The sequence below is a fragment of the Pseudomonas sp. NFACC10-1 genome, assembly GCF_900119195.1.
Taxonomy (GTDB): Bacteria; Pseudomonadota; Gammaproteobacteria; order Pseudomonadales; family Pseudomonadaceae; genus Aquipseudomonas; species Aquipseudomonas cerasi.
Genome location: NZ_FPJB01000001.1, coordinates 1,008,956 through 1,022,689, shown reverse-complemented (window position 1 = coordinate 1,022,689; position 13,734 = coordinate 1,008,956). Strand labels below are relative to the sequence as shown.

The following is a 13,734-nucleotide window of genomic DNA, read 5'->3' as shown; positions in this document are numbered from 1 at the left end:
GGGTACTCAACGCTCGTTCAAATGGTCAGTCTTGTCGACTTTGATGTGCAGAGGACAACGGGACAGTGAAAGCCCGCCTTCTTCATACAGTTGATATTGCTTCCATTCCAGGCTGCTACGGTCGCCGAAAAAACCCAGCGTGTCGGGTACCACGCCGTTGTTGTAATCGGCGATTCGCTGGCGAATCTTTTCCCTGACCTTGCGACCACTTTCCGTCTCGGCGCTTGCCACCTCGTCAAAGTTCTCCCGAGGGTTGACCACAAACACAATGTGCCCACCCAGCGAACGGCTTTTCATCGCGCTGTGACGGGGAAAGCTCATGTTGATGAACATCGGCAGTCCGGCGAAGTGATAGGTCCACTCGAACACTTCAGGGTCTGTGCAGGCGTTGGCCGGCCAGGGCGATCGGTCACCTTCATGTAAATGTTGCAGGGTGGCCCAGGCATAGGCCTGTTCTTCGGCCAGGCTGTTGAAATCGGTTTTCTCGAAAATGACAATCAACGGGTTGAACAGGCGATCTTCAAGTGGTGTGTCATTAACGAACTTCACGTACGCTTCCATGCCGTCACGTAGCGCTTGTTGCTCATTCTCACAGGGGATGAACAGCAGCAGACAACTTCCGGACTTGTTGGCACGGCGTCCAAACAGACAAGGGAAGCCCTTGTCACTCAGCACCTGCTCGAACTGCCTGTAAGCCTGAACCCGCCAGCCCATTTCCAGGGCGGTGTCACTTTCCAGCAAATGTCTTACAACAGATTGGCGCAACAGCTTTTCGGACTTGGGCAGCATATTCCCTCACGCACGCAGCAGATAAGAACACCGCCTTATTGTTTGATTTTTACGACAGTGGACGAGCCGGCGATTCTGACCGGAGACGCGTGCGCGGAAAAATGGAAAAAGGTGTAACCTACTATGACAAATAATCATGGTTAGTTATCACATGACTGAACGTATACCGCCTCTTTACGCGCTGAGAGCCTTTGAAGTAGCGGCCCGATCATGCTCATTTACGCGTGCTGCGCAAGAGCTATCTCTTACCCAGAGTGCCATCAGCCGTCATATTCGTACCCTGGAAGAAACCCTTGGCTGTCGATTGTTCGAGCGCAATGGCCCGCGGCTTTCGCTCAGTGACGAGGGCCGGCGGCTGTCCAGCCAGCTCAAGATCGGCTTCCGGATTATCGAGGACGCTTGCCAGCCCTTCCGGGGTCAGGGCGCGAATCTGCGCCTCAAATCACCGTCCACCCTGACCATGCGCTGGCTGCTGCACGCGCTGGAGTCCTTCAAAAAGCCTGCGCCCGCCCTGCCGGTTCAGCTGTCCAGCGTGTGGATGGACTTTGATAGCGTGGACTTCTATTCGGAGCCTTTCGACTGCGCGATTCTGCTGGGCAATGGCAACTTTGGTGCCGAGGTGGAAACCTGCAAGCTGTTCGATGAGTGGCTGATCCCGATCTGCTCGGCAGACACGTTAGGCGACCAGCCGTGGGGAACAGAGAGGCTGCAGGCCGCTGAACTTATCCATCCGTCCAGCGACCGCCGCGACTGGCGGCGCTGGCTGAACCGGATGGACCTCTCCGGTCAGGTGACGTTGAGCAAAGGCAAGGTGTTCGACACGCTTGATCAGGGCATTACCGCCGCGGTCAGAGGGCACGGTGTGTCGATTGGCGATCTGTTTCTAGTCGCTGATGACCTGAACGAAGGCCAGGTTTTTCTGCCGTTCAACTCGGCGGTTGGCACCGGAGATGCCTATTACCTGGTCTGGCTGCAGGACAGCTTCAAGCGCCAGCGAGTACTGGAACTGCGCGACCACCTGCTGACCTGCCTGCCGGACATATCCGGTATTGCAGTGGAATTGCTCGCGGCACCTTGACGGAGTCCGTTCCCGGTGGGAGTGAGCTTGCTCACGAAGAGGCCAGTAAATCCCATAAAAAAGGGCGTCTGGACCATTGCTTTCGTGAGCAAGCTCACTCCTACGACATATGTATGCGAGCCATTCAACTCAGCGGCAAACACTGCTCCACCAGCGAGGTCCAGACCGCAACGCCGGGCTCAATCACTTGGTCGTTGAAGTCGTAGTACGGATTGTGCAACGCCGCCGACGGCTTCTCGCCGTCGACGCCCATCCAGATGTAGGCACCCGGACAGGCATGCAGCATGAAGGCGAAGTCTTCGGAGGCCATCGACGGGTTGCAGCCCCACTGCACGTTGGCCTCGCCGACTGCGGCGACTGCTGCACGACGGATCGTGGCTGCCGCTTCGACGTGGTTTTCGGTCACCGGGTAGCCGACGTTGTAGACCAGCTCGCCGCGCACGCCGAAGGCCGTCGGCAAACGCTCGACGAACTCGCCGATCAGTCGCTGGACCTTTTCCCGCACAGGGGTTTGCAGGCAACGCACGGTGCCACGCAGCGTGGCGGTTTCCGGGATCACGTTGATCGCCTCACCGGCATTGAACTGAGTGATGCTGACCACCGCCGAGTCGAGCGGTGACAGGCGCCGGGAGACAATGGTTTGCAGCCCCAGCACCAGCTCGGCTGCGGCCACGATCGGATCATTGCCCTTGTCCGGCATGGCCGCGTGGCTGCCCTTGCCGGTCAGGGTGATTTCAAAGGTGTCGAGCGAGGCCATCATCGGACCCGGATTGATCACAACCATGCCCGCAGGCACACCCGGCCAGTTGTGCAGGCCGTAGATGGCTTCCATCGGAAAGCGCTCGAACAGCCCGTCTTCGATCATTCGCTGTGCGCCGCCGAGGTTCTCTTCGGCAGGCTGGAAGACGAAATGCACCGTGCCGCGAAAGCGGCGAGTCTCGGCCAGATGCCTGGCGGTGGCCAGCAGGATCGCGGTGTGGCCATCGTGACCGCAGGCGTGCATGCAGCCCTTGTGGGTCGACTTGTGAACGCTGTCGCCCAGCTCCTGAATCGGCAAGGCATCCATGTCGGCACGCAGGCCGATGGTCGGCCCGTCACCATTACGCAGGGTGCCAACCACGCCAGTGCCGCCCAGACCACGGTGGATCTCGATGCCGAAACCGCTCAGCAGCTCAGCCACCTTGTCAGAGGTTTTCAGCTCCTGAAACCCCAGTTCCGGCGCGGCGTGAAGGGTGCGGCGCCACACGGTGGCTTCGTCAATCAACGTCTTTGAAATGGACATGTGCTTACTCCAGACTCGCGCCGTAGCCAAAGCTGGCGGCTGGCTTGGCGGCGGTTTCGACCCAGACGCTTTTCACTTCACTGTACTCGCGCAGGGCATCCAGACCGGAAGACCGGCCATAACCACTCTCACCATAGCCGCCGAACGGCGAACTGACGTGAATCGTCTTGTAACCGTTGACCCAGAAGGTCCCCGCTCGCACTTGCTTTGCAACGCGGTGAGCGCGGCCGACATCGCGGGTCCAGACACCACCGGCCAGACCGAAACGACTGTCGTTGGCGATGCGGATCGCGTCCTCTTCGTCCTTGAATGGAATCGCTACCACTACCGGGCCGAAGATTTCTTCCTGCGCGCAATACAGCGCGTTGGTGCCCGCCAGAACGGTCGGGTTGATGTAGTAACCGGGCTTTTCCGGGATCGGATCAGCGTGCTCACCCACCAGTTTTGCGCCGTCCTTGAGCGCCTGCTCGACCATGTTTTTCACATGACTGTATTGCTTGGCGTTGTTGATCGGGCCGATCTGGGTTTCCGGATCGCTCGGGTCACCGACCTTGAACTGCGTCGCAGCCACCGCCAGGGCATTGGTGAACTTCTCGAAGATCGACTCCTGCACCAACAGGCGCGAACCTGAAACACAGCTCTGCCCGGCACCGGAGAAGATCGCAGCCTGGGCACCGCGCAAGGCGACTTCCAGGTCGGCATCGTCGAACACGATATTGGCCGACTTACCGCCCAGTTCCAGCACCGCAGGAATGCAACGCTGCGCCGCTGCCACAGCGATATGCCGGCCAGTGGCGGGTGAGCCGACGAACACCACCTTGCGAATGTCAGCCTTGGCAATAAACGCCTGGCCGATGGAATGACCGAAACCGGCAATCACGTTGACCAGCCCTTTCGGCACGCCGGCACGCTCGATCAGCACGCCGACCATCAGCGAGCTGAGCGGGGTCAGTTCCGACGGTTTGAGAATGACCGCGTTGCCCGCTGCAATCGCCGGGGCGATCTGCCAGCCGCAGGTGAAGATCGGCGCATTCCAGGGCGTAATCTGCAACACCGTGCCCAGTGGTTCGTAGGTCACATAGTTCAGGTGCGTGGTCGGCACCGGGATGATTTCGCCGTGCAGCTTGTCCGCCCAACCGGCGTAATACTCGAACATCTCGGCCACTTTGAGCACTTCGACACGCGCATCGCGGATCGGCTTGTTGGCGGTCAGGGATTCAATCTGAGCGAGGTTTTCCAGCTCGTCACGAATCAGATTGCCCACCTGATACATGGCGCGGCCACGCGCCTGAGCGGTCAGTGCCCACCATTGTTGTTGTGCAGCCCTGGCGGCCTTGTCGGCCACTTCGACCAACGACTCGTCGGCATCCGGAAAACTCAGCAACAGGCTGTCGTCATGGGCATTGCGCACTTCGACGGGCGCGCCGTGACCTTCGATAAACTGGCCACCTACGTAGCTGGCGATGACACTGCGATCGCCCCAGTAAGGACGCATCAGTTCGAGGATTTTTGCAGTGCTCATCGCTTATTCTCCATGACCGTAAAGTTTGCCATCGGTGCGTTGCACGATGGCGCAGAAGTCTTCATTGTCCGCCAGGGTTTCACTGCTGGCCTGCCACAATTGTGCGACGACGCGCGACAGCGGCAGGTCCATGTCCAGGCTGTCCGCCAGATCGCTGGCCAGGCCAACGTCCTTGCGCATCAGGCCCATGGTGAAACCCGAGTCATAGGCCTTGTTGAGTACCCAGGTCGGGAACATCACTTGCGTGGCACCGCTGCGTCCGGAACCGGCATTCAGGCCCTGCAGAAGTTTTTCCGGATCGACCCCTGCACGCGCGGCCATCGCCACGGCTTCGGCAGTGCTGATCAGGTGACAGGCGGCGAGCATGTTGTTGGCGATCTTGGCGACATTGCCTGCGCCACATTGCCCGACGTGCACGCGTGTCCCGCTCATGCCTTCCAGGATTGGCATGGCGCGCGCCAGGTCGGCGTCCTCGGCACCGATGACCATCGACATGGTGCCGGTGGCTGCGCCTTTCGGGCCGCCAGACACCGGCGCGTCGATGAACGCGATGCCGTTCTTCGCCAGTTCGGCGGCGACCTTGCGGCTCATTTCCGGCGTTGACGTCGTGGTATCGACGACGATAAGGCCCTTGCGACCCACCTCGTTGATGCCACCCGCGCCGAGGCACACCGATTCCACATGCTCGGCCTTGGGCAGCGAGAGGATCAGAATGTCCACGCCTTGAATCAGTTGCGTGCGATCGGCAACCGGCTTGACGCCCTTGCTTTCGGCCTGGGCCAGCGCGGCCTGCGACAGGTCGAAGCCGCTGACATCAAAGCCCTTACCCGCCAGCGTCGCAGCCATGCCGCCGCCCATGTTGCCCAATCCGATCACACCTGCTTTCAAAGTCATGTCTGCATCCCGATCAAAGATTTTGTACGAATTAGAGAATGACGCTGCGGGCCCTTTCGGCCTGCAATGTGCTGATGATTCGAGTATGGACAGCGCTCTCCCCTCTCAGCAATAATCCAAAAATCGAATTTATGTTGCCTTTAGCGCAACACTGGAAGCCCATGAGCCTCGTTCAAGATCGACGCATCCTGTATTTTTTCGAAGCCGTACGATTGGGCAGCGTCCGGGCTGCTGCCGACTTCCTCAACGTTGCGCCTTCGGCGGTCAGCCGTCAGATCGCGCAACTGGAACAGGAGCTGGGCTCTCCACTGCTGGAGCGTCATCGACGCGGCGTCAAACCGACCGAGGCGGGCGAAAAGGTGTTGGCCTACTACCGCCAGCGACTGACGCAGCAGGAGGTCCTGCTGGATTCGATTCAGGCTCTGAAAGGCTTGCACAGCGGCTCGGTGACGCTGGTCTCCGGAGAGGGGTTTCTGGAGAGTCTCGCGCAGCCGCTGGCCCGGTTTTCCGAGCTGTACCCCAGGATCGAACTGATCGTGAACGTGTGTGGCAGCAACGAAGTGATTCGCCAGGTGGTCGAGGATGAAGCGCACATCGGCCTGGTCTTCAACCCGGCTGCCGACCCGAAAATCCGCTCGCATGCGCATCAGCGTCAACCGGTCTGTATGATCACCGCGCCGAATCATCCGCTGGCGGAAGAACCAGGCCCGATAAAGCTGCAGGCACTTGAAGACTACCGTGTCGCCCTGCCCGCAGTGTCTTACGGTATCCGCCAGATTCTGCTGCAAGCCGAGCACCAGTTGGGCATCACTGTGCAGCCGACGCTGACCTGCAGCACTTTCGCCATGCTCAAGCATTTCGCCATGCAGGGTGGCGTCACGCTGCTGCCGACCTTTGTCGTGGAGGAAGAAATAAAGGCCGGAACATTGCGGGCCCTGCCCTTGCAGCATGAGGTGTTCAGCACCCCGCAGACCCACCTGATCAGCCGCCTGGGCCGTCAACTGAGTGTCGGCGCCAACCGCCTGATGGGCATGCTGTTGCAGGATATGACGGCGTTCCGCAACTGACCTACCGTTAGTCCCACGTCGACCAATCGCGCTGAACCAACAAAAATCTCATGGTTCATCTTCAGTAACGGAGCGGAATTCCTGCTGCCATTGAGGATTAACCATGAGAGCCTTGACTTACCACGGTGCGAACAATGTGAAGGTCGACACGGTGCCGGACCCCGTGATCGAGCAAGCGGATGACATCATTCTGCGCGTAACCGCGACGGCTATCTGCGGTTCCGACCTGCACTTGTATCGCGGCAAAATCCCTACGGTTGAACATGGCGACATTTTCGGTCACGAGTTCATGGGCGTCGTGGAAGAAACCGGCTCGGCCGTCACGGCCGTGGCCAAAGGCGATCGCGTGGTGATCCCGTTCGTCATCGCCTGCGGCAGCTGTTTTTTCTGCAACATCGACCTGTTCGCGGCCTGCGAAACCACCAACACCGGACGTGGCGCGATTCTTAACAAAAAGTCGATTCCACCAGGCGCGGCGCTATTCGGCTTCAGCCATCTGTATGGCGGCGTCCCGGGCGGCCAGGCTGAATACGTGCGCGTGCCCAAGGCCAATGTCGGTCCGTTCAAGGTGCCGGGCACGCTGGCTGACGAGAAGGTTCTGTTCCTCTCCGATATTCTCCCCACCGCCTGGCAGGCTGTACTCAACGCCGGGATAGGCCAAGGCTCGACTGTTGCCATTTATGGGGCTGGCCCGGTCGGCCTGATGAGCGCAGCGTGCGCAAAAATGCTCGGTGCGGAGAAGATCTTCATGGTTGATCACCACCCGTACCGTCTGGCCTATGCGAAGAAAACCTACGGCGTGATCCCGATCAACTTCGACGAAGATGATGATCCGGCCGACACGATCATCCGCCAGACTGCTGGCATGCGTGGCGTGGACGGCGTTGTGGATGCGGTGGGTTTCGAGGCCAAGGGCAGCACCACTGAAACCATCCTGGCCACGCTGAAGCTGGAAGGCAGCAGCGGCAAGGCATTGCGTCAGTGCATCGCGGCGGTAAGACGTGGCGGCGTGGTCAGTGTGCCAGGCGTATATGCCGGTTTCATCCACGGCTTCATGTTCGGCGATGCGTTCGACAAGGGCCTGACCTTCAAGATGGGCCAGACCCACGTGCATCGCTTCATGCCTGAACTGCTGGAACACATTGAGGCCGGCCGCCTGGAGCCCGAAGCTATCATCACGCACCGGATGTCACTGGAAGATGCGGCGAAGGGCTACAAGCTGTTCGACAAGAAGGAAGAGGATTGCCGCAAGGTCATCCTGACGCCGGGCAACAACACGATTGTGGTGCCCGACGACACGACCGAAGCCTTGGTCGGGGGTGGCGTGCCGGCTATGTGAGATACAAGTTCGCTTTTGATTCTGGCCTAAGGCCGCAGGAGCAAACCTGTTCGCGAACGGTATTCAGACGATGAATGTTCATCGTTCATGCCGCCCCTTTCGCGAACACGTTCGCTCCTACGCCCTTCGGGCAGAAGCCATCAACGGCTCAGGTAGGCAAACCGGCCTTTGAACGGTTTGCCGATGGGGTCGGCCAGGTCGCCGTGTTTGCTGGTGGTCAGGCCCAGATCCACCAGCGATTCGGCCAGTTTCACCGCCGCAGCCACGCCGTCGATGACCGGCAGGCCGATCGCTTCGCTCAGCTGCCTGCCCAGATCCGCCATCCCGCCGCAACCCAGCACAATGGCTCCCGCCCCTTCGTCATCACGGGCGCGACGGGCTTGTTCGGCCATGCATTCGATGAGCTCCGGCCCGCTTTCCTCCAGCGCCAGCACCGGCAGATCGATACAGCGCACCGATGTGCATAATTCACTGAAGCCATAACGCTGCAGCAGATGTTCGGCGATGATCCGGGTGCGGGTCAGTGTGGTGACCACGGCGAAACGGGTAGAAATCAGGCTGGCCATGTGAAAAGCCGCTTCGGCGATACCGATCACCGGGGCGCTGGCGTACTCGCGTGCCGCCAGCAGGCCGGGGTCGCCGAAACAGGCGATGATGTGCGCGTCGACCTGCTGCTCACGGCCTTTGCGTATTTCTTCCAGCACGCCAAGGGTCGCGATCGCTTCGTCAAAATGACCTTCGATAGACACCGGGCCATCATCGGGGCTGCACGCAAGAATCTGCGTACCGGGGCGCGCAATGGCTTGCGCCGCGAGGCCAATCTTATGGGTCATGGCTTCGCTGGTGTTGGGGTTGATTACTTGAATACGCACCGGAACTCCTTCAGCGCCGTTTGAAAATGCTATGAAAATCCACTGTCTCGCTGACCGGCGCATCCACATTCAGGCTGGCACGGATGCGCCGTAAATGCTCGGCCATCCATTCACGTGCCTGTTCGCCCTGCCCGCTTTCAAGCAAGGTCAGCAAGTCAACATGCTGGCCACAATCACAGCCGACACTGCGTCGCGAGCCGTACACCGCCACAATCAACGAGGACCGTGTGGTGAGCTGCGCAACCTGCTCGGTCAACACCTGATTACCCGCCAGCGCGCTCAGTTGCACATGGAAACGCGCCGACAATTGAATCGCTTCGCTGTGGCGCCCGGCGTGTTGCGCCTCATGCTCCTGATCGCAGAGCGCGCGCAGGGCTTGCAGGCACTGACCGGCGACTCGCGTGGCGATATCGGCCATCAGCGCGGGCTCGATCAGTTGCCTGGCACCCAATACATCCTGTGCCTCCTGAGCCGACGGTTGCGCAACCTCTGCGCCGCGCTTGGGGCGCAGGGTCACCAGTCGTTCCAGCGCCAGACGCTGCAAGACCTTGCGAATGCCGGTACGGCTGATCTCGAATACGTCGGCCAAAGCGTCCTCGGGCAAGCGCGTCCCGGGAGCGAGCCGATGTTCGACGATAGCTTCCAGTACATGCTGGTAAATCTGTTCATCACGGCCTTTTTCATCGGCAGAAGGCGTGAGAAACAACGGGGCACTGTCAGATCGGATCATGGCTTCACATCGCATTGGCATTACAGATCGTATACAAGAATAGTGCCTGATGCGGAACATGATGAGTAGCGCAATTTAGCAGCGCGCCAAATGGCTCCTCAGTCGAAAACGCATGAATCGCACCTTAAATGAGCAAAAGTGCCCTGTTTACGTGCACTTCAGGCGCAGGTTCGAACCTGTCTGATTTACCCACCCGTCTCGGTACAAGCGCCCTGAAACAAGACTCGCGGCCATTCCCGGCCGAATAGAAATCGTATGGCACATGTTTTGCGTACACGATCGTATACAAAAAAATCGCCGATCGTACTCCGATCCCGTCACGACACACCGAGGGAGTCACGCAATGACAGATCAACGCCCGACCGGGTACAGCCCGCGCTTGCACAACCACGATCTGGGGCCGGTGCCGCAGAAGTGGACCTGGTACAACATCCTGGCGTTCTGGATGAGCGACGTGCACAGCGTCGGCGGCTACGTTTTCGCGGCCAGTCTGTTCGCTCTGGGCCTGGCCAGTTGGCAAGTGCTGATCGCGCTGCTGGTGGGGATCTGCATCATTCAAGTGATCGCCAATCTGGTCGCCAAACCCAGTCAGCAAGCCGCCGTGCCCTACCCGGTCATCTGCCGCCTGGCCTTCGGCGTCTTCGGTGCCAACATTCCCGCCATCATTCGCGGGCTGATCGCGGTGGCGTGGTACGGCATTCAAACCTACCTGGCGTCCAGCGCGCTAGTGATCGTGGTGCTGCGTTTCTTCCCGGAACTGGCTGCGTATCAGAATGTGACCTTTCTCGGGCTGTCGTGGCTTGGCTGGTCCGGCTTTCTGGCGTTGTGGGTGGTTCAGGCTGCTGTGTTCTGGACCGGCATGGAGTCGATCAGACGTTTCATCGACTGGGCCGGTCCTGCCGTTTACGCGGTGATGTTCGCGCTGGCAGGCTGGATTGTCTGGCGCGCCGGCTGGGACAACATCAGTTTCACCCTGGCTGAAAAAGAGTTGTCCGGCTGGGCGGCGTTCGGGCAAGTGGTCATGGCCATCGCGCTGGTGGTCTCGTATTTCTCCGGGCCGACGCTGAACTTCGGTGATTTCAGCCGCTATTGCCGCAGCATAGCCGACGTGCGCCGCGGCAATTTCTGGGGCTTGCCGGTGAATTTTCTGGCGTTTTCACTGGTAACGGTGGTGATCGTCTCGGGCACATTGCCGATTTTCGGTGAGATGATCCACGACCCGATCGCGACCGTCGCGCGCATCGATAACACCACGGCCGTGCTGCTCGGCGCCTTTACTTTCGTGACCGCGACGGTCGGTATCAACATCGTCGCCAACTTCGTTTCCCCTGCCTTCGACTTCGCCAACGTGGCGCCCAGCCGCATCAGCTGGCGTGCAGGCGGCATGATCGCTGCCGTAGCGTCGATCTTCATCACCCCCTGGAACCTGTTCAACAACCCGGAAGTGATCCATTACACCCTGGACGTGCTGGCGGCCTGCATCGGCCCGCTGTTCGGCATCCTGCTGGTGGATTACTACCTGATCAAGAAACAGCAGATCGACGTCGACGCCCTGTTCAATGACACGCCAAGCGGTCGTTACTGGTACACCAACGGCGTCAACTGGATCGCGGTCAAGGCATTGCTGCTCACTGCACTGGTCGGTCTGTGCTTCACCTTTGTCGAGTGGTTCAAGCCGATTGCCAACTTCGCCTGGTTTACCGGTTGCATCCTGGGCGGCGCAGTGTTTTATGCGCTAACCCGCTGGTCGCCGGTGCAGGCTGCCAACCTGCCTGCGCCCGTCGGCCAGCATTGAGACGTTCGCAGGACGCTGAATACTTGAATGAAACCAGCGCTTTCAGGTGACTCGCCGAGCCCGGCATGACCTGAAAGCGCTGCCCTGCCTGCTCCGCTGAAAATAGCGCGCACCTCAAATGATATTAATTTAATATCACCCTATCCAGAATCATGGAATGATCGAGTGTTACTGATCGCTCTGTGAGGCATCAGGCACAAAATAGAATAAATTTTGTACAACTTTCAGGCCGCTGCGCTGCCCTATGACTGAGTCTTTGTGAACCAGGCGTTCAAGTGGGTCGATAGTGATGAGCAATGATGTTTCTGGCGGCAGGCCATTTGCCCCCCAGCCACCCCCGCCTTCGGAGCAGGAAGCGGCCGAGCAGCTACAACTCGCCCTGGATTCAGGGGCAGTTGTCGGCACTTGGGTGTGGGACATCATTGCCGATCAGTTGACCGGCGATGAGCGTTTTGCCCGGACCTTCGGTTTGTCCCCGAAGCTGTGCGCCAAAGGCTTGCCACTGGAACTGGTGATTGCCTCCATTCATCCCGACGACTCGGCCAGAGTCGACAAGTCAATCGAGGACGCGCTTCAAAGCAGCGAAACCTACCGATGCGAATACCGGGTTCTGCATGAAGACGGTCTTTATCGCTGGATCGAAGCCAGCGGACGAATCGAGCGCGATAGTCGCGGCAAACCTGTTCGCAGTCCGGGCGTATTGCTCGATATAGACAGCCGTCGCACGGCTGAAGAGGAGCGCGACCGGCTCAACGAGTTGCTGAGGATATTCACGGCTGCCGTTCCCGGCGTCGTCTACGCCAAGGATCTCGAGGGTCGCATGCTGGTCGCCAATCGTGGCACCGCTGAACTGATCGGCAAACCGCCCGCGTTTTTCATCGGCAAGACGGACCTGGAGTTTCTGGATGATCCGCAGCAGGCACGGGTGCTCATGGAAACCGACCGCCGGATCATGCAGAACAATGTCAGCGAACAGATCGAAGAACACGTCAACCTGCCTGACGGCTCTGCAGCGACGTGGCTCTCGACCAAAGCGCCCTTGCTCGATGAAAACGGCGAGGTGATCGGTCTGATCGGCTCGTCTGTTGATGTCACCGCCAGAAAAAAAGCCGAAGAAGCGGTCAGAGAACTCAATCAGACACTCGAACAGCGCATCGAACAAGCCGTTTTCGAACGCGAGCAGATCGAAGACGCCCTGCGCCACTCGCAGAAGATGGATGCCGTCGGGCAACTGACCGGAGGCATCGCTCATGACTTCAACAACCTGCTGGCCGGTATTTCCGGCAGCCTGGAACTGATCACCAAACGGTTGGCTCAGGGGCGCGTCGGCGATGTTGACCGTTACGTGTCGGTCGCCCAGGGTGCGGTACGCCGCGCGGCGTCGCTGACTCACCGTCTGCTGGCGTTCTCCCGACGCCAGACACTGTCGCCGAGAGTCACCGACGTCAACGGGTTGATTCATGACATGGAAGAGTTGATCGCCCGTACCGTCGGCCCGGAGATAGACATAAAGGTCGTCGCCCAGAATGATCTATGGCCTGCGCTGATCGATCATGCCCAGCTGGAAAGCTCGCTTCTGAACCTGTGCCTGAACGCCCGTGACGCGATGCCCAACGGCGGGCGCATTATCATCGAGACCGCTAACGCGTCTCTTGAAGAGTGCACCGATCCGGACCATGGCATTCCTGCCGGCGAGCACCTGAGCATACGGGTCACCGACACGGGCATCGGCATGAGTCCGGACATTGCCGCCAAAGCCTTCGAACCGTTCTTCACCACCAAGCCCATAGGTGCCGGCACCGGTCTCGGGCTGTCGATGGTGTATGGTTTTGTGCGCCAGTCCGGCGGGCAGATTCGCGTCGAATCGGTCGAAGGCCAGGGCACCAGCGTGGTCATGCACCTGCCACGCCACACTGCTGAAAATGCTCCCCGCCCCGTCGAGCCGGAAGTCATTGAAGAACCGCCGCATCACACCGGCGAAACCGTCCTGATCGTGGACGACGAACCCTCGGTGAGGATGCTCGTCGCCGAAGTCATCAGCGGTCTGGGCTACAACTGCCTGGAAGCGGCAGACGCACAGTCAGGTTTGCAGATCCTGCAGTCGGACACACGCATCGACCTGCTGATCAGTGACATAGGCTTGCCGGGCGGCATGAATGGCCGGGAAATGGCCGATGCGGCAGGCGACTGTCGACCGGGCCTGCCGACCCTGTTCATCACCGGTTATGCCAAAACATCCGTGCTGGACGATTGCCACCTGCGGCCTTGCACGCAAGTGCTCACCAAGCCGTTCGGGCTGGATGCGCTGGCCGGGCGAGTGACAGGCCTGATCGGCGCTGACGCGGTCGCGCGCGGGTTTTCGTAGG

11 protein-coding genes are annotated in these 13,734 nt (G+C 59.8%); 5 read left to right on the top strand and 6 right to left on the bottom strand.

The genetic code is table 11. The features are described from left to right. Nucleotides 1-6: 6 nt before the first annotated feature. Nucleotides 7-789: a YqcI/YcgG family protein gene (locus tag BT119_RS04535; protein ID WP_003434618.1), complete on the bottom strand. Its 783-nt coding sequence runs from the start codon at nucleotides 787-789 to the stop codon at nucleotides 7-9. A 151-nt stretch (nucleotides 790-940) separates the two neighbouring features. On the opposite strand from BT119_RS04535, the gene BT119_RS04530 reads away from it, so the two are divergent. Continuing rightward, entirely contained in the window at nucleotides 941-1,867 is a 927-nt protein-coding gene (locus tag BT119_RS04530) for a LysR family transcriptional regulator (protein WP_032609679.1), read from the top strand. A 124-nt stretch (nucleotides 1,868-1,991) separates the two neighbouring features. Here the strand turns inward: BT119_RS04530 and BT119_RS04525 are convergent, their stop codons facing one another. Genes BT119_RS04525 through BT119_RS04515 form a run of 3 tightly spaced genes read right to left on the bottom strand, consistent with a single transcriptional unit; the run spans nucleotide 1,992 to nucleotide 5,565 of the window. Further along, a complete protein-coding gene (locus BT119_RS04525) occupies nucleotides 1,992-3,149 on the bottom strand; it encodes a M20 aminoacylase family protein (RefSeq protein WP_060708052.1) in 1,158 nt (385 codons plus the stop codon). A gap of 4 nt (nucleotides 3,150-3,153) precedes the next feature. Continuing rightward, nucleotides 3,154-4,671: an aldehyde dehydrogenase family protein gene (locus BT119_RS04520; RefSeq protein WP_003434615.1), complete on the bottom strand. Its 1,518-nt coding sequence runs from the start codon at nucleotides 4,669-4,671 to the stop codon at nucleotides 3,154-3,156. A 3-nt stretch (nucleotides 4,672-4,674) separates the two neighbouring features. Then, complete coding sequence (locus BT119_RS04515; RefSeq protein WP_058397081.1) at nucleotides 4,675-5,565, bottom strand: NAD(P)-dependent oxidoreductase; 891 nt, start codon at nucleotides 5,563-5,565, stop codon at nucleotides 4,675-4,677. Between the two features lie 161 nt (nucleotides 5,566-5,726). Between BT119_RS04515 and BT119_RS04510 the strand changes: the two genes are divergently transcribed. Beyond that, on the top strand, nucleotides 5,727-6,632 hold the full coding sequence (locus BT119_RS04510) for a LysR family transcriptional regulator (RefSeq protein ID WP_072364887.1): 906 nt from the start codon (nucleotides 5,727-5,729) through the stop codon (nucleotides 6,630-6,632). A 103-nt stretch (nucleotides 6,633-6,735) separates the two neighbouring features. Next, a complete protein-coding gene (locus BT119_RS04505; protein WP_003434612.1) occupies nucleotides 6,736-7,971 on the top strand; it encodes a zinc-dependent alcohol dehydrogenase in 1,236 nt (411 codons plus the stop codon). Nucleotides 7,972-8,111: 140 nt separating this feature from the next. Here the strand turns inward: BT119_RS04505 and BT119_RS04500 are convergent, their stop codons facing one another. Then, nucleotides 8,112-8,843 carry an aspartate/glutamate racemase family protein gene (locus tag BT119_RS04500; protein ID WP_003369945.1) on the bottom strand — a complete coding sequence of 244 codons (732 nt, stop codon included), beginning with the start codon at nucleotides 8,841-8,843 and terminating at the stop codon, nucleotides 8,112-8,114. 10 nt (nucleotides 8,844-8,853) lie between these two features. Then, entirely contained in the window at nucleotides 8,854-9,573 is a 720-nt protein-coding gene (locus tag BT119_RS04495) for a GntR family transcriptional regulator (RefSeq protein WP_058397083.1), read from the bottom strand. A 343-nt stretch (nucleotides 9,574-9,916) separates the two neighbouring features. On the opposite strand from BT119_RS04495, the gene BT119_RS04490 reads away from it, so the two are divergent. Together BT119_RS04490 and BT119_RS04485 are read left to right on the top strand one after the other, a co-directional pair. Further along, entirely contained in the window at nucleotides 9,917-11,368 is a 1,452-nt protein-coding gene (locus tag BT119_RS04490) for an NCS1 family nucleobase:cation symporter-1 (protein ID WP_058417449.1), read from the top strand. 289 nt (nucleotides 11,369-11,657) lie between these two features. Beyond that, nucleotides 11,658-13,733, top strand: coding sequence for a hybrid sensor histidine kinase/response regulator (locus BT119_RS04485; RefSeq protein WP_054080891.1), 2,076 nt, complete (start codon nucleotides 11,658-11,660; stop codon nucleotides 13,731-13,733). The last annotated feature ends 1 nt before the right edge of the window (nucleotide 13,734 follow it).